The sequence below is a fragment of the Paraburkholderia dilworthii genome (assembly GCF_000472525.1).
Classification (GTDB): Bacteria; Pseudomonadota; Gammaproteobacteria; order Burkholderiales; family Burkholderiaceae; genus Paraburkholderia; species Paraburkholderia dilworthii.
Window position 1 is genome coordinate 599,620 of sequence record NZ_AWZT01000001.1, and the last position, 20,265, is coordinate 619,884.

Sequence of the window (20,265 nt, forward strand, 5' to 3'; positions counted from 1 at the left end):
CCTTTCGGCACTAGTCCATTGCGCTGTTGCGCTATCGCGTGTTCACGCCATGAGCCATTGAGTACAGGCCGTACGCGATCACGCGCTTCGCACCAGCTCGCCCACGCCTGCATTGAACGCTTCATCGCTGTGGATTCGCCGCGAGTTTGCCGAGCCTGCCGTTCTTGCGCGGCCAGGCGTCTTGCGAACGCGCGTATCGGGCAGTGCGGGACGTGCGTCGACGAGATCCGCATATAGCGCGAGGTAGTTCGACGTCGACGCTTCCCAGCCCGAATCGCGGCTCATCGCGTTGCGCTGCAACGCATGCCACGACGACGGCCGCATGAACGCGGCCAATGCGCGGCCGAGCGCATGCACGACGTCGTGCGGCTCCTCGCCGTCGAACAGGAAGCCAGTCGCGCAGCCTTCGTCCCGCGCATCGTGCGGCGCGTAATCGACGATGGTGTCCGCGAGCCCGCCCACACGCGAGGCCACCGGAATCGTGCCGTAACGCATTGCATAGAGTTGCGTGAGTCCGCACGGCTCGAAGCGGCTGCCGTGCAGCAGAATGTCCGCGCCCGCGTGCAGCATGTGCGCGCGCCGCTCGTCATATCCGATCTGCACGCCCACGCGTGCGGGCCAGGCGGCGGCCAGTTCCTGCATTGCGTGTTCGAGCCCGCGCTCGCCTTGTCCGAGAATCGCGAACTGCAGGCGCGGATGCGTTTCGAGCAAGCGAGGCAAAGCGCGTATCACCACGTCCGCCAGTTTCTGTTCGGTGAGACGGCTGCCTATCGCGACGAGCGGCGCGAACGGGTCGCGCGTCAAGCCGAATGCCTGTTGCAATTCGCGCTTGCATGCCTGCTTGCCGGCGGTATCGTCGACGGAATAGGGGCGGGCGATGTAGTCGTCGGCGGCGGGATTCCACACCGACGTGTCGATTCCATTGACGATGCCGGAGAGCTTCGCCGCCTGGGCTTGCAGCACGCCTTCCATCCCGTGGCCGAAGTGAGGCGTCAGGATTTCGCGTGCATAGCGCTGACTGACGGTCGTAACGCGATCGGCGTGCACGATCCCGGCCTTCATCATCGAGAGCGAACCGTAGAACTCGATGCTGCGCTCGTCGGTCAGCGCGGGCGCGAGCAGCTCGGGCGGCACGCCGATCCAGCCGCCCATCGCGAGCGGATGATTGCCCTGGAACGCGAGGTTGTGAATCGTGTAGACGCTTTTCGCGGCGATGCCCGCAAGCCGCATGTAGAGCGGCGTGAGGCCTGCATGCCAGTCGTGCGCATGCACGACGTGCGGGCGCTTCAGGTTGCGAACGCCGCGCGCCACACGCGTGGCCGCCGCCGCGAGCGATGCGAAACGCGTGAGATTGTCGAGGTAATCACGTCCTTGCGGGTCGCGGTATAAGCCTTCGCGGGCGAACAGGTGATCCATCTGGAGCAGCAGTACCGTCACGCCGCTATCGGGCATGCGTGCTCGCAGCAAGCGGGCGTCGCCGCCGGGCAGGCCGGTCATGCGCGCAACGGGAGCGACGTCGAGCGCGCGTTCGAGCGCGGCCGGATAGGCGGGCATCAGGATTGAGACGTCTGCGCCCGCATCGCGCAAGGCGGCGGCATAGGCGCTGACCATGTCGCCAAGTCCGCCCGATTTGGCAAGCGGAAGGGCTTCGGAAGCGACAAGTAGAACGTTAAGCGGCAAGGTGGCCCCCAGAGGACGCGTTTTTTGCACTTGTGCAGTGCGGCGGATTCGCAGGGCCATGTAGCAGCAAGCGGTGTGCCCAATACGTCTATTGCGGCTTAGCGCCTACGCGACGCCGTGCTGCAATGCGTGCCGATTATCTATAGGTTCGGATCGGCTCGCCGCTTGCAGCGTTTTTTCATCCCGATGTACTTTTGACTTCCCTGCTTTGCGGGCTCAAACAAAAAAGCCGTCGCACGAGGCGACGGCTTCCTGTGCGACGCGCACCCGAATCAATGCGCCGATGCGTGCGTCTGCTCGACGCGACTGCTCTGCGTCATCGCACTGACAATGACGAAGACGATCACGTTGACCGCCAGCGCGACGAAGCCAATGTTCACATCCTTCAGCGCGTCGGGCAGGAACGGCATCAATTGCCCGATCGTCAGATGCATTGTCGTGGTGATCGTCACGACCGCCACACCCGCGACAATGCCGCAGAATGCGCCCTGCCTGGTCGCGCGGTTGCGCGGGAACAGGCTGCAGATAACGGCGGGAAAAAGCTGCGTCACGAAGCTGTAGCCCATCAGCAGCAACGCGACGATGGTTTCGCCGCCGTGCAGCGTGAAGGCCACCGCCACGAGCGCCACGACCGGCACGAGGAACCGCGCGAGATTGGCGACCGTGGCGTCCGACGCATTGCGGTTCACCATGCCGCGATAGACGTCGTTGGCGAGCAGCGTCGAAGCCGAGGTGAGGATCATCGAACCCGGCACGAGCGCCGTCAAAATGCCGGCCGCGCCAATCACGCCGACGAACCACGGGTCGAAGGTCTGCAACGACAGGCGGAACAGCGACAGGTCGATGTCGCCGCCCTTCAGTCCCGGAACCTTCAGCGTCGCGGCAAAGCCCACGAAGAACACGAACAGCAGGATCAACTGGTAGAGCGGCAGCACCATCGCGTTGCGGCGGAAAATGCGCTCGTCCTTCGCGGTGAAGATCGAGCCGAAGGTATGCGGCCACATGAAGAAGCCGAGCGCCGTCAACAGCACGGTGGACTGGAACCACGTGACGCTCGAGCCCTTGGCCGGGAAGGTCAGAAAACCGGGGCGGGCAGCGTCGATTGCATGGAACATTTCGCCGAGGCCGCCGTAATAGTGCAGCGGCAAATAAATGCCGAGGAACAGCACGATTGCCAGAATCAGCAGATCCTTTACGACCGAATTCCACGCAGAGCCGCGCACGCCCGAAACGATCACATACACGGTGACCACGGCGGCGCCGATCCAGATCGCAGCCGTCGATGAAATCGCGCCATACGAGGCGGTTGCGACGATGATGCCCAGGCCCTTCAATTGCAGCACCAGATACGGGATCAGCGCGGCGACGCCCACTAGCGCGACGAGCGTGCCGAGCGCGGGGCTATCGTATTTGCGTGTAAAGAAGTGCGGCTGCGAAACCAGACGCTGCTGTTTTGCGTAGCGCCAGATCGGCGGCAGCATCCAGTACGACAGAATGTACGCGAGCGTCCCATACGCGAGAATGTAATAGACGGGCGCGCCCTTGCCATACGCAAAACCGCTGCCGCCGAGGAACGTGAAGGTCGTATAGATTTCGCCGGCCATCAGCAGGAACACGAAGGCGGTGCCGAAGCTGCGGCCGCCCACTGTCCACTGTTCGAGGCTCATGTCGTGGCCATGCCTTGCGCGCACACCGAGAAAGAGCGCAAACAGCGTAATGGCTGCAATGATGACGAGTGCGCTCATGGTCGGACCTCCTCGCTGTCGGCGGCGATATGCCGGTTCGACGGGTCCAGACGATAGATTATCGCCATGATGATCGAGCTCAACACCACCCACGCGACGATCCAGCCCAGCACGAACGGCATGCCGAGCACAAGCGGTTCGACACGGTTCACAAACGGGATACCGAGCAGAATGCCGATGAACGGCAGCGCGGCGAGTACACGAAGCAACATGGGGTAACTCCTCGAACTGTGGGTACGTCTTGTTGAAAGTGCGGCTTCGCTGGCGACTGTATGCCTGATGGTTCGGTTCCGTAAAGCAGGTCAAAAAAATGTAGGCTTTATGAAAGTTGCGGGCGCATCGATTTCGTGCCTGGAACGTCAACTCTTGTTGCGTTGCAACGCGCGATGCTCGCCTCCCGGTCCCTCGTTGCATGCGGGACATTTACGCCTTTGTACCGGCTTTATATCGCGTCGCGATATGATTCCTGCCACGCAACGCGCAGAGTCTGGAGCTTCGGCGCTTCCAGTTCAACAATACCGCGCGGCGCACCCAGCGTGCAGCAGTTGGAGTGCCTGGGCCGCCGCTCGACACGGATCGCATATGGTCGAAAGTCTGATCTCGGACATTCTGTTTGGCTTCACAGGGCTGATCAGCATCATCAACCCGATTGGCATTGCTTTTGTCTTTCTTGACCGGACTGCTTCGCTGACCACCGAGGAACGCACGGCGCTTGCGAGAAAAATCGCGATCAACGTCGTGTGCGTGCTGCTGGTGGCGTTTTTCATCGGCACGCCGATTCTGCATTTCTTTGGCATTTCGATGCAGGCGCTGCGCATCGGCGGCGGTCTTGCGGTCGCGGTGGGCGGCTGGCAGATGTTGAACGCGCCCGACACGCAGCCCACCGAACAGCCGACCGTAAAGCGCGTGGACGCGGAAAACGCGAAGGCGAGGGCGTTCTTCCCGCTGACGATTCCGCTGACCACCGGGCCGGGTTCGATCGCCACGGCCGTCGCGCTGACCGCGAATCGCACGCACAAGCTGTCGGAGTTCGTGCTGTCGAGCATCGCATCGGTCGTGATCTCGCTCGCGGTCGCGCTCACCGTGTACGTGATCTACAGCCGAGCGGTCATTTTCGCGAGGTATCTCGGCGTGGAAGGCACCAAGGTGGCGATGCGCGTTTCTTCGTTCCTGTTGTTGTGCATCGGCGTGCAGATCATGCTGACCGGCTTTTCCGAATTCCTCATTCCCATCGCGACGATGCAGCCGGCGGTGAACCGGTAAGCGATGCCGGGCTTAACGCAGAATTCAACGCTGGATTCAACACCGGATTCAACGCACTAGCAGCATCGAACTCAACACTGAAAACACGGTGGACGGCAACTCCGCAAGGCGGCTCACCACCACATTGTGCGGATAAAAATCCTCGACGGCATCGGTCAGCACGCCGACGCCGACCAGTTCGATGCCGCGCTTGCCGATTGCCGCGACGCGCTCGCGCAAGTCGCTGCGCAATACCTGCGGATCGCCGTCGCCGGTCGACGGATAGCCGTCCGAGAACACCATCAGGATGCGCCGCTCGGCCGGATGATCGGCGAGCCGTGCGGCCGCCCACGCGAGCGCTTCGCCGTCCGGGTTTTCGTGACCGCAGTCGAGCGCGGCAATGCCGCTCATATCGGCCGCGCCGAAGCGTTTGTAGACCTTCAGATCGAGCCGCTCGACGAAGCGGTTATAGCGCCGCAAGTCGGCACCGGCCGCGCGCTGCCGCTCGTAAAGCAGCTTCATCGGCGCGGATTCGAGCGAGCAGTAGCCGAGCACTTCGCAATCGAACGATAACTGCGTGAGCGCATCGCATAACGCGCTCGCGCACAGCCGCGCGAGTTCGATCTTGCGGCCCGCCATCGACCCGCTGCGGTCGATCAGCAACGTCACCGCAACATTGCGGCCCTTCGACGGGCGCTGGGTGCGAAACGGCGTGCGGTAGCCTGGCGAAGTCGCGAGCCGCGCCAGCGCCGTGCGGTCGATCTCGCCGCGCTCCTGTTCGCGACGCCAGCGAACGCGCTCGTCGGCGCTCAGCGCGCGTTCCAGCTTCTCCTTCAGCGGTGCGGTGTTCGCACGCGCCTCTGCCCGCAATACGCGCCACGCAGCGCTGTCGCCCTGGCCGGTCAGATCGGCGATTTCGTCGAATTCGGTGGCGAGCGGGATCGACAATTGCGGCCGCGCGAGGGCGCCTGGCGTGCCTCTAGTGTCGTGTGAATCAATGGACGGCTGTCGCGCGTCGGCGAGCGTCTGACCCATGCCAACGGCGTTGTCGGCCAGCGAGCCGCCGCTGTGCTCCGAGGGCGGTGAGGCTGCGTTGTCCTGATTGGGCAGCATCGGCTCGTCGTCAAAAGCTGCGGACGATGCCGCCGCTGTCTCCGTTTCGATATCTTCGACGGGCCCGGCCGTGAAGGCCATACTATTGACCTCGCCCGCCGACAATGCCCGCACGCGCTTCAGCAGCGCTTCTGCCGCCGCGATGCTCTGCGCGGTCGAGCTGCTCGCGCGGGCTTGCACGAGAATATCCTGCGCCGCATGCAACGCTGCGAGCAGCGAGTGGCTTGCCTCGGCGACGCTCGGCTTTTCGTCCCACAGCACGCGCTCGACAAGCCACACCAGCCGGTCGCGCCAATGTAGTTTCGGCCAACGTTGCCGTGCGCGCGCGGCCGCATGCTCGCGCAATGTGCCGATGAACCAGCGCGCGCCCGGATACTCATCGAGCAGTTGGCCGCACACGCGGCGGTCCTCGATCACCTGAGCGAGACTGGCCGCGATACCCGAGGGCAACGCGTCGAGCTGCGCGAGCGACGCGTGCTTCGCGCGGGCGACCAGCAAATCGAGGTAACCGATCAGCACATCGCGGTCGATCCCTTCGTCCAATCCGTAGTCCGGTATCACGATGCGGCCTGGCTCGACGCGCGGACCATCCGGGCTGAACACCACGGCCACGCCGTACTGTCCCGTCAGCACCCGCGCGATCTTGCCAAGCGTCGATTCGAACCCGAAGCCATGCGCGTGGTGTCTGCCGTGACATGCGTTCATGGTGCGCGTCAGCCCGCCGGCGCAATGTGATGGCGAATGATGCCGCGAATCAGCGCGGCGTCTTCCGGACTGAGCTTCGCGTAGATCGCCGGGCCGGCGGCGCGCTCGGGGTCGCCGGTGCGCAGCATCAGCTCGGCCCAGTCGAGCAGACGCCGGGTCGAGAACGCGCTCGACAGATCCTCGCGTGCGAAAGCCGCGCGGCAGTCGGCAGCAATCGCGGCGAGCGTTGTGGCCAGCGAGCGCGTCATATGCGGCGACAGGGTCCGCATCAGCACGTCGGTTTCTTCAGCGGGCGACAGATAGTCCAGCAGATACACGCGCCAGCGATCGAGAAACGCCTCGTTCATCAGATTCGCGCCCTGATACAGATGGCGGAACTGACTCATTGCGCCCACGGCGTTGGCGGTCGCGAAGAGCCGGAACGACGGATGCGGCGCCACGATCTCATTGCCTTTCTCCTTCAGCACGAGGCGGCCGTGCGGTTCGAGCACCGCGGTTAGCGCGGCGAGAATCGACGGTTCGGCAAAGTCTATTTCGTCGACGATCAGCCAGAGACCTTCGCGCATTGCGGTGGGCAGCACGCCGTCGACCCATAGCGTTTCGCCGCCCTTGACCGTCCAGAATCCGACGAAATCGCCGACAGTGGTCTGGCCGTTCATGTTGGAACGCAACACACCGTGATGCGAGCGCGCGGCGACCTGCTCGATCAGGCTCGTCTTGCCCGCGCCCGTGTGACCGATCAGCATCACGCGCCGGTTTTCCACGATATCTTCGACAATGTCGTTAAACCGCGCCGAAAACAGATAGGCGGGGTTGATGCGCGGCACGAGCGGATTGTCGACACCGCAAGGCACGTCGACATGGCCGATGCGTATGGTCGTTTCGTGCTCTTGCGTGTGCCCATGTCTGGCCGCGAGAGCTTGCGCCGCTGCGCGCTGCAACTCGGGCATGAAGGCGGTGCGCGCCGATGCATGCGGCTCGAAAACCAAGGCATCGGCCGATTGCATGACGAAACCTTCGCGGCGCCATTTCTTGAGCTTCGCGCGCAGGTTTTCCGCATCGACCACGAGATCCATGTCGACCGCGCCGCTGCCATCGCCTTCATCGACTCCATGTTCGAGCCGGTAGGTTTCCGGCCGGTCGGCCACGCTCACGCGCCACCATTGCGCGCCGCTTTCCGTCTCGCGTCGATAAAGGCCAAGGTATTCGTCTTCGATCAGATCGGGCGCATTCATGAGAATCCGGCACAAAAGTGGCACGTCAGGGACGCCGGCAGAAGATCCGGTTTGGCTCCTGCCGATTGAGCGGCTATGTTAACTTGGGCGGCTTTCGATTCCCTCGCCCCGCCCCAAGACGCGAAGACGCGAAGTGCAGTGCATGCGTCGCAAAAGTCTATTGCGTAAAACGGGTAGTTAGTGAAGCGCGCATCGCCTATAGTTCGGCGGCAATGCGTGTAGTTTTACAACATCGCGCGCTGCCATCCATCTTGCAGCACTGACGTCAATATCCGCATTACTTCGAGCCGTCCCGCAGTTCGCGTGGCTTTATGCACTGCCCATGCTTTGCCTCATACCGCTTCATAAAAAACTCACGGCAAGACAATGAGACTACACACAAAACTGGTGGCCGCTCTCGCGGTGGCAAGTCCGCTCGCATATGGTCAAACGAGCGTGACGCTATACGGCCGTCTGGATGCCGGCGTCGAATATCTGAATCACATCAACGACGGCACCGGCGGAAGTTCGAGCCGCTGGCGCGCCGAGGGCGGCGACTGGGGCACCAGCATGCTGGGTCTCAAGGGCAATGAAGAACTGGGCGGCGGACTCAAGGCGATCTTCAACCTGGAGACCGGCCTGCAGGTGATGGACGGCACCACGAGTGGCGGACGGCTCTGGTCGCGGCGCGCGTTCGTCGGACTCAGCAGCCAGCAATGGGGCACGCTGCAAGCGGGCCGTAATCTGTTTATCGACAGCGACGGCGTGTGGGAATTCGATCCGTTCGTGCAGCAGGCGTTTTCGTCGGCGTCGCTCGTGCGGGGACGCAACTGGCAGCAGACCAGCAATAACGTCGAATATCACAGCCCGGTGTTCTGGGGTTTCGACGTGCAGGCGCAGTACGCATTCGGCAATCAGCCCGGCGCATTCAACAGCGGCGCGAGCGGCGAGTTCGGCCGTTCGGACGGCATCATGCTGACCTATCATTCGCAACTCTTCGACGTACGCGGCATCTACGATGAACTGCGCGACAGCAATGGCCGGTTCTCGAATATCTTCCAGAGTTCGCGCGAGTACTTCGTCGGCGCGAACGTGCATTTCGATGCAGTGAAGATTCAGGGCGCCTATACGCATTACTCGGCCCCGGACTCGCCGGCGGGCGTTGCCGATACCGCCGATCATTACTGGCTCGGCGCGACGTACAACTTCCAGCCGCGCTGGGCCGTGACTGGGGGCGGCTACTACGTGAAGGTCGGCGACGGCAGTGGTGACGCCGCGCACGATCCATCCGGTCACGCCATGATGTATGTGCTCGGCACCACTTACAACCTCTCGAAGCGCACGTTCCTCTACGGCACAGTAGGTTACGTGCGCAACAGCAGCAACGCGAACTTCTCGCTCGAAGCGTCGCCGCGCGATTCGACCAGCAACACGAGTCCGCTCGTCGGCGAATCGCAGACCGGCGCTTATGTCGGCATGCTGCATCAGTTCTGACGCGCTGCCGGATTGTGATGCGGCGGCATCGATAGCACATTGAGCGGCGTGAACGTCGCAACGGGCATCGATGTTTGCGCGCGTTTCATGCGGACCTGAGCGGTGTCGACGCCGCGGTTGCCGTGGCAATTGCTGTTGCGATTGCGATTGCGGTTGAAGTTCCCGTTGCCATCGCTGTTACCGTCATCGCATCCTCGTATCACGCATTGCCGAACAGTCGCTTAAGCGTGCCCCTGAGCAGCTCCGACATTGCCTTTTCCTTAACCGCCTCACCATACGCCGCAAATCGGTATCACCGCATCAACAAGTTTTGAACAACGCCTCACAAGGGATAAGAACATTGACTCCACAAGACTCTCACGGCGACCGCGCCGCGAGCGGTGAGCCGTCGACCATGACACGCCGCCGCTGGCTTCAGGGCGCGCTCGCATTGACCGCTGCGAGCCTCACCGGCTCGCTCACGCTCAAGGCGCTGGCCGACGACTCATCCGCTGCTCCCATCGGCACCTTCATGACGTTGTCGCAATCGCTGACCGACAAGTCCGCGCTCGATCGCGACGTCGGTACACGGCTCTTCGCTGCATTGCAGAAGTCCACGCCCGGGCTCTCGCAGCAATTGCCGAAACTCGCGGGCGCGCTTGCCGCCGGTTCCGCCGATGCCGCTCAACAAGCGCTTGCGTTGAAGATCATGGAAGCCTGGTATCTCGGCACCGTCGATAACGCCGTCATTACTTACGAGCAGGCGCTCATGTTCGGCGTCGTGTCCGACACGCTGATCATTCGCTCGTACTGTCCGAACAAGCCCGGCTTCTGGGCCGCAAAACCCGTCGAGAGGCAAGCTTAAGCAATGGCCGATAAACAACCAGGTACTCAGCAAGCCGATATCGTCGTGGTCGGGTCGGGCGTCGCCGGGGCGATCGTCGCTCATCAAATGGCGCAGGCGGGCAAGTCCGTGATCCTGCTCGAAGCCGGGCCGCGCATGCCGCGCTGGGAGATCGTCGAGCGCTTTCGCAACCAGGCGGACAAGATGGATTTCATGGCGCCGTATCCGCCGAGCAAGTGGGCGCCGCACCCTGAATACAACCCGCCCAACAACTATCTGATTCTCAAGGGCGAGCACAAATTCAACTCGCAGTACATTCGCGCGGTCGGCGGCACGACGTGGCACTGGGCCGCCTCCGCATGGCGCTTCATGCCGAACGACTTCCGGATGAAGACCGTCTACGGCGTGGGCCGCGACTGGCCGATGGAATACGAGGAACTGGAGCCGTACTACCAGCGCGCCGAAGAAGAACTCGGCGTGTGGGGCCCGGCCGATGAAGAACTCGGCTCGCCGCGAAGCCAGCCTTATCCGATGGCGCCGCTGCCTGTGTCGTACAACGAGCAGACCATCAAGACCAAACTCAACGCGTTCGATTCGCGCTATCACGTCGTGACCGAACCGGTTGCACGCAATAGCCGTCCGTACGATGGCCGCCCGACCTGTTGCGGCAATAACAACTGCATGCCGATCTGTCCGATTGGCGCAATGTACAACGGCATCGTGCATGTGGAGAAGGCTGAGCAGGCCGGCGCGAAGCTGATCGACAACGCGGTGGTCTACAAGCTGGAAGTCGGCGCCGACAAGCGCATCACGGCCGCGTTGTACAAGGACGCCGAGGGCAGCGAGCATCGTGTGGAAGGCAAATATTTCGTGCTCGCGGCGAACGGCATCGAGACGCCGAAGATCATGCTGATGTCGACGAGCCACGACTTCCCGAACGGTGTCGGCAACAGCTCCGACATGGTGGGCCGCAACCTGATGGATCATCCGGGCACAGGCGTCACGTTTTACGCGGACGAAAAACTGTGGCCCGGCCGCGGCCCGCAGGAAATGACTTCGCTGATCGGCTTTCGCGACGGCGCCTTCCGTGCAACCGAGGCCGCGAAAAAAATCCATCTGTCGAACCTGTCGCGCATCGACCAGGAAACGCAGAAGATTTTCGGGCAAGGCAAGCTGATCAAGCCCGCCGAACTCGACGCGCAAATTCGCGATCGCTCGGCACGCTTCGTCGAGTTCGACTGCTTCCACGAAATTCTGCCGCAGCCGGAAAACCGCATCGTGCCGAGCCGCACCGAGACGGACGCGATCGGCATTGCGCGGCCCGAGATCACGTATCGCATCGACGATTACGTGAAGCGCGGCGCCGCCCACACGCGCGAGGTGTATGCAAACGCGGCCAGGGTGCTGGGCGGCACCGACATCGAGTATCAGGACGATTTCGCGCCGAACAACCACATTACGGGTGCGACGATCATGGGCAGCGATCCGCGCGATTCGGTGGTCGACAAGCATTGCCGCACGTTCGACCACCCGAATCTGTTCATTTCGAGCAGCGCGACGATGCCGACTGTCGGCACTGTCAACGTGACGCTGACCATTGCCGCGCTGGCACTGCGCATGGCCGACCAGTTGAAGAAGGAAGCGTGAACGTGTTGAAGAAGACTTTTTTCTGGCTGCTGGCCGGCGCATTTGCGTGCCCCTCGACGCTGCCCGTTTCCGCATTCGCGCAGGACATGAAAGCGGTGGATGGCAACGACGCTGCGTTGATCAAACGCGGCGAGTATCTCGCGACCGCCGGCGATTGCATGGCTTGTCACAGCACGGCGAAGGGCAAGCCGTTCGCGGGCGGCCTGCCGCTGAAGGTGCCGATGCTAGGCACGATCTACTCCAGCAACATCACGCCTGACCCGCAAACGGGCATCGGCACCTGGTCGCTGGACGACTTCGACCGTGCGTTGCGCAAGGGTGTTTCGAAGGACGGCCACAACCTGTATCCGGCGATGCCGTATGTGTCCTACGCCAAAATCAACGACGGCGATGTGAAAGCGCTCTACGCGTACTTCCGCTACGGCGTCGCGCCCGTGCAGCAGGCTACGCGCGCCAGCGACATTCCGTGGCCGCTGAACATGCGCTGGCCATTGACCGTATGGAACTGGATGTTCCTGAAAAGCGGCCCGTATCTGCCGAAGCCGCAGCAAAGCGCCGACTGGAATCGCGGCGCGTATCTCGTGCAAGGGCTCGCTCATTGCAGCACGTGTCACACACCGCGCGGCTTCGCGATGCAGGAAAAGGCGCTCGATGAGACCGGCAGTGGCTTCCTTGGCGGCTCAGAGCTCGCCGGTTGGGACGGCTACAACATCACGTCGTCGCCAGATAGCGGCATTGGCGGATGGAGCCATGCGCAACTCGTGCAATATCTGCAGACGGGCAGCGTTCCTGGACTCGCGCAGGCAGCGGGGCCGATGGCCGAGGCGGTCGAGCACAGCTTCTCGAAGATGACCGACGCCGACATCGGCGCGATAGCGACGTATGTGCGCACAGTGCCGCCAGTGAGCGACGGCGGCCGCCAGGGCGCTTCGCAGTCGCGCAGCGCGTGGGGCAAACCGTCGACGGACGTCGCGCGCCTGCGTGGCGTCGCGCTAAACGACGGCTCGCTCGATCCCGCACGGCTCTATCTGGGCAATTGCGCGACGTGTCATCAGGCGAACGGCAAGGGTACGCCGGACGGCTACTATCCGCCGCTCATGCATAACTCGACGGTGGGCGCCTCCAATCCCGGCAATCTCATGCAAGTCATCCTGCACGGCGTGCAACGCAAGACGGCCGGTAACGACGTCGGCATGCCCGCCTTCGCCACCGAGTTGAACGACGCGCAGATTGCCGCGCTGACGAACTACGTGACGACGCAGTTTGGCAACCCCGCAGCCAGGCACGTGAGCGAGAAGGACGTCGCCGGACTGCGCTGAGCGCGAATCGATTGCCGGGCCGTCACGCGAGCCGCCCCGCACGCATCGGCGGCGGCTTCGCGGGCGGGTCACCTTCCGGCGCGCCCGGCGGCGGCACGCCCGGATCGTCGTCGGGCGTCGGGGGCGGATCGGGATCGATATTCGGCGGCGGCGGCGCCTCCGGATCGATCTCGGGCGGCGTCGGCGTGTGCATAGCAAACGTCGCTAAGCCATGCGAGTTTGAACGGGCCATCTCTACCTCCGATATCTCTGTCGTCATGCATGCAATGCGCATGCCCTTCTGTGCCCGAATCGCCTTTTGTGTAGCGCCTTTCGCTCGCGTTTCGCGTGGAACGGCCATTGCTCTGTTCCGTCACGCGCAATGCGTATGGCATTGCGCCCGCAAGCGTGGGGTGTTCGTCGAACACCGAAAGGGACAAGGAATACACAAATGGCGCGACACAAGGCCGACGTTGCCGACGGCGAGTTCGAGATTTTCGCTAGCTATCACGGAACAGGCGACGGCCGTTACGTAGGTGGACTGAAGGTCGTTCGCAAAGCCGACAGGAGGATTCTTTTTCCGTTCGACGGTGCGCCCGAGATCGGGCCTTACGAGACCGCCGACGAGGCGCGCCGCGCCGCCATCGAGTATGGCAAGCAGATCGTCGCGGCCGACCGCGCGTCGCCGGAGAAGTGATGGCGACGCGCTTGCGCCCGTCAAGGCATTCCGCCGAGCGACGGCGAGATGGTGCTGCCGCGATTCGGGTCGTCGGGATGTTCGTCGGGTACCGTGGGCCGCGCCGACAGCGGCGGATGTCTGCGATAACAGGCATCGATCGAATCGTTCACTACGCATTGCGCGAACGCGTCGGCGTCGCTTTTTTGCGCGAACGTATAGAGCGTTCGTTCGACCTGCACCTCCGTGTCGGATACGCGAATTGTCGTCACTGTCATGAAGTGCTCCTTTTTACAAAGATCAATCCGAAGCTTCAGCTTGGGGCGCCGCAACGCACGTGCCCACTGCACTCGCATTGGCAGTTGCAGCATGCGTGAGCCGAAGGCCGGGCCCGACTGTACGGGGGCCGATCCGGGTGTCGATGTTCGTTGCCGCAGTTGGGGTCCGTATGTTGCTGGAACGAAGACGTAGCCGATAAAAGGAGAGAGCAATATGCAGCCCGACACACCCAGCGAGAATTCCGGTGCTCCTGAAGTTTCGCCGGAAGTGAAAGAGCGCAACAAGCCGAGCGGCACGCATTACGTGGAGCCGAGCCCGCTCGGCATCGAGCCGGTCATGCAAACCGGCGTCGATGAACAAACCAATCCGCGGCGCTCGAACGATCATCCCGAGCAGACCGCCGAGGTGCCGCTCGGCACCGGCACGCACGGCGAGCCTGCGGGCGGCGGCGGGCGCGCGTCGCACAAGAATTGATGCCGACGTCAACACCGAACGGAGAGACACATGCAACAGGACAACGAGCCGCAGAACCCCGGCGATGAAGCGCCGCCCGACGCACCCGGAGTTGGTGAAGACACTTGCCCGGCTTGCAAGGGCACTGGCAAGGTAGAAGGAGCGCAGTGCACCGTGTGTGGCGGAACAGGCAAAGTGCTGCAAGGCATCGGCGGCGGTTAAGCCGTTCGCACGAGCGGCGTTGCGCGTCCAACGCGTGTCAGGACGCGCCTCGCCCCGAGGTCAGATCGCGTTCGTCCACGGCTGGCCGCCCGCAGAATTAACTACACCGAGGCCGGGCGCGCTTTATGCGGCGATGCAAAAATCGCCCGTTGCGGCATGCGTACGCGGCACGGGCATCGCTACGCACAGGAGCCAACATGCAGGAACATTCGAAGCACGCATTCGATGCAGCGCAGACCGAGTACGAAGCTTTCATGCTCGAACCGCACGACTGGGTACCGAACAACCGCAAGCTGCCCGTCGTGATTTACCGGCACGCGGTGGACCCCGCCATCGGCGATCTCGCCAACGCGTTCGAACTACTGTTCGCGCGCAACGAATGGCCGCCGCAGTGGCGCGACGGCATCTTTGACTACCACCATTTTCACTCGACCGCGCACGAAGTGCTCGGCGTCACCGAGGGTTCCGCGGATGTGATCGTCGGCGGTCCGGGCGGAAAGGTTGTCAGCGTGTCGGCCGGCGACGTGTTGCTGCTGCCCGCCGGTACCGGCCATTGCCTGCAATCGTTCGAGGGCCGGTTCCGCGTGGTAGCCGGCTATCCGGCCGGGCAGCAGTGGGACATCCGCCGCGAAGCACTGACCCCGCAGGAGCTTGCCGCAATGCACGCGCTGCCGTTCCCGCCGATGGATCCGGTCGACGGCAAGCATGGCCCGCTTTGCGAGCATTGGTTGAACGCAGCTTAGTGCCTGCGGCAAGCCAGTTTTACCCGCGGCGCACGCCCCCATGCTGTTCACAACGCGTGGTTCACCGCGCCGCTTCGCAAGTCCGCTGAAAGACAGCCCGCATCAGCACAACGCATGAGAATTACGATGTCACGCCGCGTGCAGATTTGCGCGCATCGGCGCATCATCCATCAGGCTTGCTGAGCTCTTCATGCGTTGTTTCCCTGAACACCGTTTGCCGGCCAGGTCGCGGCAGCGCGCGCCGGCAATGTTCCCAACGGCCGAACAAGGAGTGTCCCATGCAAAACGATCCCGCCCTCGATCAGCTGTGTATCAATACGATCCGCACGCTCTCGATGGACGCTGTGCAAAAGGCCAATTCAGGCCACCCCGGCACGCCGATGGCGCTCGCGCCGGTCGCCTACCATCTGTGGCAGAACCATTTGCGCTATGACCCGGACGAGCCGTTGTGGCCGAATCGCGACCGCTTCGTGCTGTCGGTCGGGCATGCGTCGATGCTGCTGTATTCGCTGCTGCATCTCGCGAATGTGAAGGCCGTCGACGAAGCGGGCAAGCCGACGGGCAAGCCCGCCGTTTCTCTGGATGACATCGAGCGTTTCCGCCAGATCGACAGCAAGACGCCGGGACACCCCGAATACCGGATGACGACGGGTGTCGAAACCACGACAGGTCCGCTCGGTCAGGGCCTGGGCAATAGCGTCGGCATGGCGATGGCGGCGCGCTGGTACGAGAACCGCTTCAACAAGCCGGACACGCCGCTTTTCGATTACCGCGTCTACGCGCTGTGCGGCGACGGCGACATGATGGAAGGTATCTCGCATGAAGCCGCGTCGCTCGCGGGTCATCTGAAACTGTCGAATCTGATCTGGATCTACGACAGCAACCGCGTGACGATCGAAGGCCACACGGATCTTGCCTATAGCGATGACGTGGAAAGCCGCTTTCGCGGTTACAACTGGCACACGCTGCATGTGAACGATGCGAACGACGCGGCGGCGCTGGAAGCTGCGTTCGTCGAAGCAAAAAGCATTACCGACAGGCCGACGCTGATCGTAGTCAACAGCATCATCGGCTGGGGCGCGCCGAACAAGCAGGACACGGCCGCCGCGCACGGCGAAGCACTCGGCGTCGAGGAAGTCGCGCTCACGAAGAAGTTCTACGGCTGGCCCGAAGACAAATTTTTCTACGTGCCCGACGGCGTGCACCAGCGTTTCGCCGAAGGCATCGGTGCGCGCGGCAAGGCGGCGCGCGAGCAATGGCAGGCGAAATACGACGCCTACAGCAAGCAATATCCGGAGCTGTCGCGCGAATTCGCGCTGATCAACGCGCATGAGTTGCCCGTCGGCTGGGACAACGACATTCCTACGTTCGACGCGGACCCCAAAGGCATGGCGTCGCGCGAGTCGTCGGGCAAGGTGCTCAACGCGATTGCCGCACGCGTTCCGTGGATGATCGGCGGAGCGGCCGACCTCGCGCCATCCACGAAAACGAATCTCAAATTCGAGGGCGCGGGCAGTTTCGAGCATGACAACTACGGCGGCCGCAATCTGCACTTCGGCATTCGCGAGCATGGGATGGGCGCGGTGGTCAACGGGCTCGCGCTGTCGAACCTGCGGCCGTTCGGCTCCACATTTCTGATTTTCAGCGACTACATGAAGCCGCCGATCCGCCTGTCGGCGATCATGGAAGTCGAGTCGATTTATGTGTTCACACACGACTCGATCGGCGTCGGCGAAGATGGTCCGACGCATCAGCCAATCGAGCAGCTTGCGTCGCTGCGCGGCGTGCCGGGCCTGACCGTGCTGCGTCCGGGCGACGCGAACGAAGTGGCCGAAGCGTGGCGCGTCGCGCTCACGCAGAAGCGGCGTCCTGCGTGCATCGTCGTGTCGCGGCAGCCGCTGCCCACGTTGGACCGCAGCCGCTATGCATCGGCCGAGGGCGCGAGAAAGGGCGCCTATGTGCTCGCCGATGCGCCCGACGGACAGAAGCCAGAAGTGATTCTGCTTGCCACAGGCAGCGAACTGTCGATCTGCGTCGACGTTTACGAGAAGCTCAAGAGCGAAGGCATCGCGGCGCGCGTGGTGTCGATGCCGTCATGGGATCTCTTCGAGCGGCAGGACGAAGCGTATCAGGACGCCGTGCTGCCGCCCGACATCGACGCGCGTGTAGCCGTCGAGCAGGCCGCCTCGCTAGGCTGGGACCGCTACGTCGGCCGGCTCGGCGCGCAAGTGGTGATGCACACGTTCGGCGCGTCGGCGCCGCTTTCCGATCTGAAGAAGAAATTCGGCTTCACGCCCGAGCATGTGTACGAAGCGGCGAAGCAGCAGATTGCGCGGGTGCAGACTAAGCGCAGCCAGGAGTAGCGCGCAAGCAGTAACGCCGGGCAGTAGCGCGCAAGAAGTAGCGCGCAGCAGTAACGAAGAGGCCGGCGGTGTAAAAACCGCCGGCTCTTTTTCGAGCCCTCGCGCTGACCTGGCAAAAAGCGCGATGCCGTTCGGTCCGGCTCCGTGAGGTTTAGTTCGCCGGAATCGTCACAACGGGCGCCTTGCTGCTGGTGTCGGCCTCGGCGAGCGCCATCAGATTTTGCACGACCGTGAATGCGTATTTCGAGTCGAAGTCGTTGCGATCGACCCAGTATGACGACGCTCCATACGGGATCGTCACGTATGCATTGTCCGGCGCGGTCTTGCCCGAGTGAATGATGATCGTCGGTCTCGTCTCTCCGCCGATCAGGCCCACGGTCGGCTTCGTCGATCCGTCGTCGATGCGTTCGACGGGCACCTGCACCTGTGCACCGAGATCGGTCAGGATGCCGAGCACCGAGCGCGTCACCATTGGAATCTTGTCCGCTTTCTGCCACGCGGACGAAGGCCCATAGACGATCTCGTAGCTTCGCGTTTTCGACGAAAGATGCAACAGCTTGCGCACGCGAGCCAGGTCGGCGGCCGTTTGCGGCGACTCGCCGCTGGTGGTCGCGCCCATCACGAGGAACGCGCTCATCTGCTCATTTTTGTCGCCGACCTTGCGCGACTCGACGTTCAACTCGCCCGCGAGTTGCAGGCGTCGCAGCGCACGCAGCAACTCGAAGAAGCCCGGCGCGCCCGCGCTGTTCTCGCCGCCGAGCGCGTTGCCGTTCTGCAAGCCGCCGACCGATTGCGCGGTGATGCGCAATAGCAGGTCGATAGGAATGCCGCCTTCGGCCAGCGGCAACACAAGTGCCGGCGCGAGCGGCCGGATGTAAGCGGAGGCGAATGCTTCGCCGGTCGTGGGCGTGAACGTGAAGGTGGGATGATTCGAATAGGACACGCTGCCGGTGGCGAGCGCATAGTTCGGCTGGCTGCCGGAGCCGGCGTTCGCCGTTGCGCCGCCGCTGGCATCGAACGTATAGGCGGCGATGATGCTGCTGACAGTCAAAAACGCGGGCGCGTCGCCGTAACGCAAGCCGACGACGGCTGCCAGAATCTCGCGTTTCTTGGCGTCGCCGAGTGCGCGCGCATAGTCGACCTGGTCGGCTTTCAGGCGCGTAGGTCCGATATGCACGCAGGCGGAGGAAAAGCATGCCGCGCATAGCGCGGCCGCGACCGAAGCGGTTCTGATCATCTCGGCAAGGGCGGAAGGACTTATCCGCTGAAGAATGAGTGCGCAACGGCGGTAGCAGGGCGCATTCCCGCACGCATGCCGGGCTTGCCCGATGTCAGGCGAGAGCCGCGAATCACAGCGTTACTTGCTTCATTTGCTTTAATAGCGTGCAGCGGATGCTGTGCGAACGTCGCCGCGCGACTCATGCGAATCGGCACGGCGTTTGCAAGATTTGCAGCCGCGCGTGGCGCACCTGCAAACGCGGTGAGCTAGCGCTCAGATGGACCTGGCGCAAACGCGTCCGGCGCCTCGTCGAGCGCGCTGCGATAGGCGCGCGATTGCATTTCCGCGAGCCGGCTCAGCGTTCTCGACAGATCGTGCGCGCCTTCGAGACCGCACAACGCGGCATGAATGGGCTTGTCGGATGCCATGAAGAGCGCGCGCTTGCGGTCGTAAAGAATGTCGACGAGCCACACGAGCCGCTGCAACGTATGCGCGTTCGTGAGCCACTCGGTATGGATGTTATCGACAATGAGTCCGTGCCATCGCTCGGCGAGATCCAGATAGTCGAGGTGAGAACGGCTTGCTACGCACAGCGTTTCGAAGTCGGCCCACAGCAGAGCCGCGCCCACCGCGCGCGCGGCAAGCGGGCGGCCCGCGGCGCTGATCTTCGTCGATTCGAGCGCGCCGCTGCTTTCATAGCGCAGGAAGATTTCGCGCAGCGCGTGGCCAGCCGCTGCATCGAGCGGGGCGAACGAACGCGGCGTCTCATGCTGCTCGCCGCCGAAACGATAGTCGCGCGCGCCATCGAAATGAATCACGCGAAAGTACCGCTTGATCTGCTCGATAGTCGGCGCGAAACGCTCGTGGAACTCGGGGTCGGACAAGAGACCGTCGGGCGCGTAATTCGACGTCAGCATGATGCGCGTGCGGAGATTGATCGCCGTGTCGAGAAAGCGGGCCATCAGAAATGCGTCCGCTATATCGTGCACGTGGAATTCGTCGAAACAGAGCAACTGGATGCCGTCGAGCCATTGGTTCGACACCGAGCCGAGGCGGTCGTCGCCACGCGGTTCGTTTACGAGGCGCCGGTTCATCTCACGCAGAAACTCGTGAAAGTGCAGACGCCGCTTGCGGCAATTCGCGAGTTCGAATGCGGTATCGACCACGAGACTCTTGCCGCGTCCGGGCAGTCCGTGGCAGTACACGCCCTGATATCGCGATTCAACACGGTTTGCCGATGAATCGGGCAACGCGCAGAGCGCCGCAATTGCTTCGCGCTGCCTGGCATCGGGCACGATGCCGCGCGCGGCAAGGCGGCTAGTGATGCCAGTTTCGTCAAACATGCGCGC

General features: G+C 63.1%; 19 protein-coding genes. 10 read left to right on the top strand and 9 right to left on the bottom strand.

The features are described 5' to 3' along the window. Positions 1–78 precede the first annotated feature (78 nt). From glgA to F759_RS0103085, 3 genes are all read right to left on the bottom strand, one after another. Entirely contained in the window at positions 79–1,680 is a 1,602-nt protein-coding gene (gene glgA, locus F759_RS0103075; RefSeq protein ID WP_027798549.1) for a glycogen synthase GlgA, read from the bottom strand. A gap of 272 nt (positions 1,681–1,952) precedes the next feature. After that, complete coding sequence (locus tag F759_RS0103080; RefSeq protein ID WP_027798550.1) at positions 1,953–3,425, bottom strand: sodium:solute symporter family protein; 1,473 nt, start codon at positions 3,423–3,425, stop codon at positions 1,953–1,955. Then, positions 3,422–3,637: a DUF3311 domain-containing protein gene (locus tag F759_RS0103085; protein ID WP_027798551.1), complete on the bottom strand. Its 216-nt coding sequence runs from the start codon at positions 3,635–3,637 to the stop codon at positions 3,422–3,424. The genes F759_RS0103080 and F759_RS0103085 overlap by 4 nt, the downstream gene beginning before the upstream one ends. 370 nt (positions 3,638–4,007) lie before the next feature. Here F759_RS0103085 and F759_RS0103090 point away from each other — a divergent pair, with 370 nt between their 5' ends. Beyond that, positions 4,008–4,688, top strand: a complete 681-nt coding sequence (locus tag F759_RS0103090; RefSeq protein WP_027798552.1) for a MarC family protein — start codon at positions 4,008–4,010, stop codon at positions 4,686–4,688. A 48-nt stretch (positions 4,689–4,736) separates the two neighbouring features. On the opposite strand, the gene F759_RS0103095 is transcribed toward F759_RS0103090, so the two are convergent. Together F759_RS0103095 and F759_RS0103100 are read right to left on the bottom strand one after the other, a co-directional pair. After that, complete coding sequence (locus F759_RS0103095) at positions 4,737–6,485, bottom strand: cobaltochelatase CobT-related protein (RefSeq protein ID WP_027798553.1); 1,749 nt, start codon at positions 6,483–6,485, stop codon at positions 4,737–4,739. Positions 6,486–6,493: 8 nt separating this feature from the next. Beyond that, entirely contained in the window at positions 6,494–7,720 is a 1,227-nt protein-coding gene (locus tag F759_RS0103100; protein ID WP_027798554.1) for an AAA family ATPase, read from the bottom strand. Positions 7,721–8,086: 366 nt separating this feature from the next. Between F759_RS0103100 and F759_RS0103105 the strand changes: the two genes are divergently transcribed. From F759_RS0103105 to F759_RS0103125, 4 genes are all read left to right on the top strand, one after another. Next, positions 8,087–9,193, top strand: coding sequence for a porin (locus F759_RS0103105; protein WP_036023391.1), 1,107 nt, complete (start codon positions 8,087–8,089; stop codon positions 9,191–9,193). A gap of 394 nt (positions 9,194–9,587) precedes the next feature. Further along, positions 9,588–10,037 carry a sugar dehydrogenase complex small subunit gene (locus tag F759_RS0103115; RefSeq protein WP_063829641.1) on the top strand — a complete coding sequence of 150 codons (450 nt, stop codon included), beginning with the start codon at positions 9,588–9,590 and terminating at the stop codon, positions 10,035–10,037. 3 nt (positions 10,038–10,040) lie between these two features. Next, complete coding sequence (locus tag F759_RS0103120; RefSeq protein WP_027798558.1) at positions 10,041–11,663, top strand: GMC family oxidoreductase; 1,623 nt, start codon at positions 10,041–10,043, stop codon at positions 11,661–11,663. A 2-nt stretch (positions 11,664–11,665) separates the two neighbouring features. After that, the gene (locus F759_RS0103125) at positions 11,666–12,982 is read left to right on the top strand and encodes a c-type cytochrome (RefSeq protein WP_084534186.1); all 1,317 of its coding nucleotides are present in this window, start codon (positions 11,666–11,668) and stop codon (positions 12,980–12,982) included. Positions 12,983–13,004: 22 nt separating this feature from the next. Here F759_RS0103125 and F759_RS0103130 read toward each other — a convergent pair whose 3' ends face one another. Then, positions 13,005–13,214 (bottom strand): hypothetical protein, encoded by a 210-nt coding sequence (locus tag F759_RS0103130; RefSeq protein WP_027798560.1) that lies wholly within the window; start codon positions 13,212–13,214, stop codon positions 13,005–13,007. A gap of 198 nt (positions 13,215–13,412) precedes the next feature. On the opposite strand from F759_RS0103130, the gene F759_RS0103135 reads away from it, so the two are divergent. Continuing rightward, positions 13,413–13,658 carry a DUF6723 family protein gene (locus F759_RS0103135; protein ID WP_027798561.1) on the top strand — a complete coding sequence of 82 codons (246 nt, stop codon included), beginning with the start codon at positions 13,413–13,415 and terminating at the stop codon, positions 13,656–13,658. A 20-nt stretch (positions 13,659–13,678) separates the two neighbouring features. On the opposite strand, the gene F759_RS0103140 is transcribed toward F759_RS0103135, so the two are convergent. Then, a complete protein-coding gene (locus F759_RS0103140) occupies positions 13,679–13,915 on the bottom strand; it encodes a hypothetical protein (RefSeq protein ID WP_027798562.1) in 237 nt (78 codons plus the stop codon). 214 nt (positions 13,916–14,129) lie between these two features. On the opposite strand from F759_RS0103140, the gene F759_RS0103145 reads away from it, so the two are divergent. From F759_RS0103145 to tkt, 4 genes are all read left to right on the top strand, one after another. Then, positions 14,130–14,390, top strand: coding sequence for a hypothetical protein (locus F759_RS0103145; protein WP_027798563.1), 261 nt, complete (start codon positions 14,130–14,132; stop codon positions 14,388–14,390). Between the two features lie 30 nt (positions 14,391–14,420). Beyond that, complete coding sequence (locus tag F759_RS43185; protein WP_167333999.1) at positions 14,421–14,591, top strand: hypothetical protein; 171 nt, start codon at positions 14,421–14,423, stop codon at positions 14,589–14,591. Between the two features lie 197 nt (positions 14,592–14,788). Continuing rightward, positions 14,789–15,334 carry a cupin domain-containing protein gene (locus tag F759_RS0103155; RefSeq protein ID WP_027798564.1) on the top strand — a complete coding sequence of 182 codons (546 nt, stop codon included), beginning with the start codon at positions 14,789–14,791 and terminating at the stop codon, positions 15,332–15,334. Positions 15,335–15,612: 278 nt separating this feature from the next. Further along, positions 15,613–17,697: a transketolase gene (gene tkt / locus F759_RS0103160; RefSeq protein WP_027798565.1), complete on the top strand. Its 2,085-nt coding sequence runs from the start codon at positions 15,613–15,615 to the stop codon at positions 17,695–17,697. A 151-nt stretch (positions 17,698–17,848) separates the two neighbouring features. Here tkt and F759_RS0103165 read toward each other — a convergent pair whose 3' ends face one another. Both F759_RS0103165 and zapE read right to left on the bottom strand, forming a co-directional pair. Continuing rightward, positions 17,849–18,934: a hypothetical protein gene (locus tag F759_RS0103165; protein ID WP_027798566.1), complete on the bottom strand. Its 1,086-nt coding sequence runs from the start codon at positions 18,932–18,934 to the stop codon at positions 17,849–17,851. 248 nt (positions 18,935–19,182) lie between these two features. After that, positions 19,183–20,259 carry a cell division protein ZapE gene (gene zapE / locus F759_RS0103170; protein ID WP_027798567.1) on the bottom strand — a complete coding sequence of 359 codons (1,077 nt, stop codon included), beginning with the start codon at positions 20,257–20,259 and terminating at the stop codon, positions 19,183–19,185. Positions 20,260–20,265 lie beyond the last annotated feature (6 nt).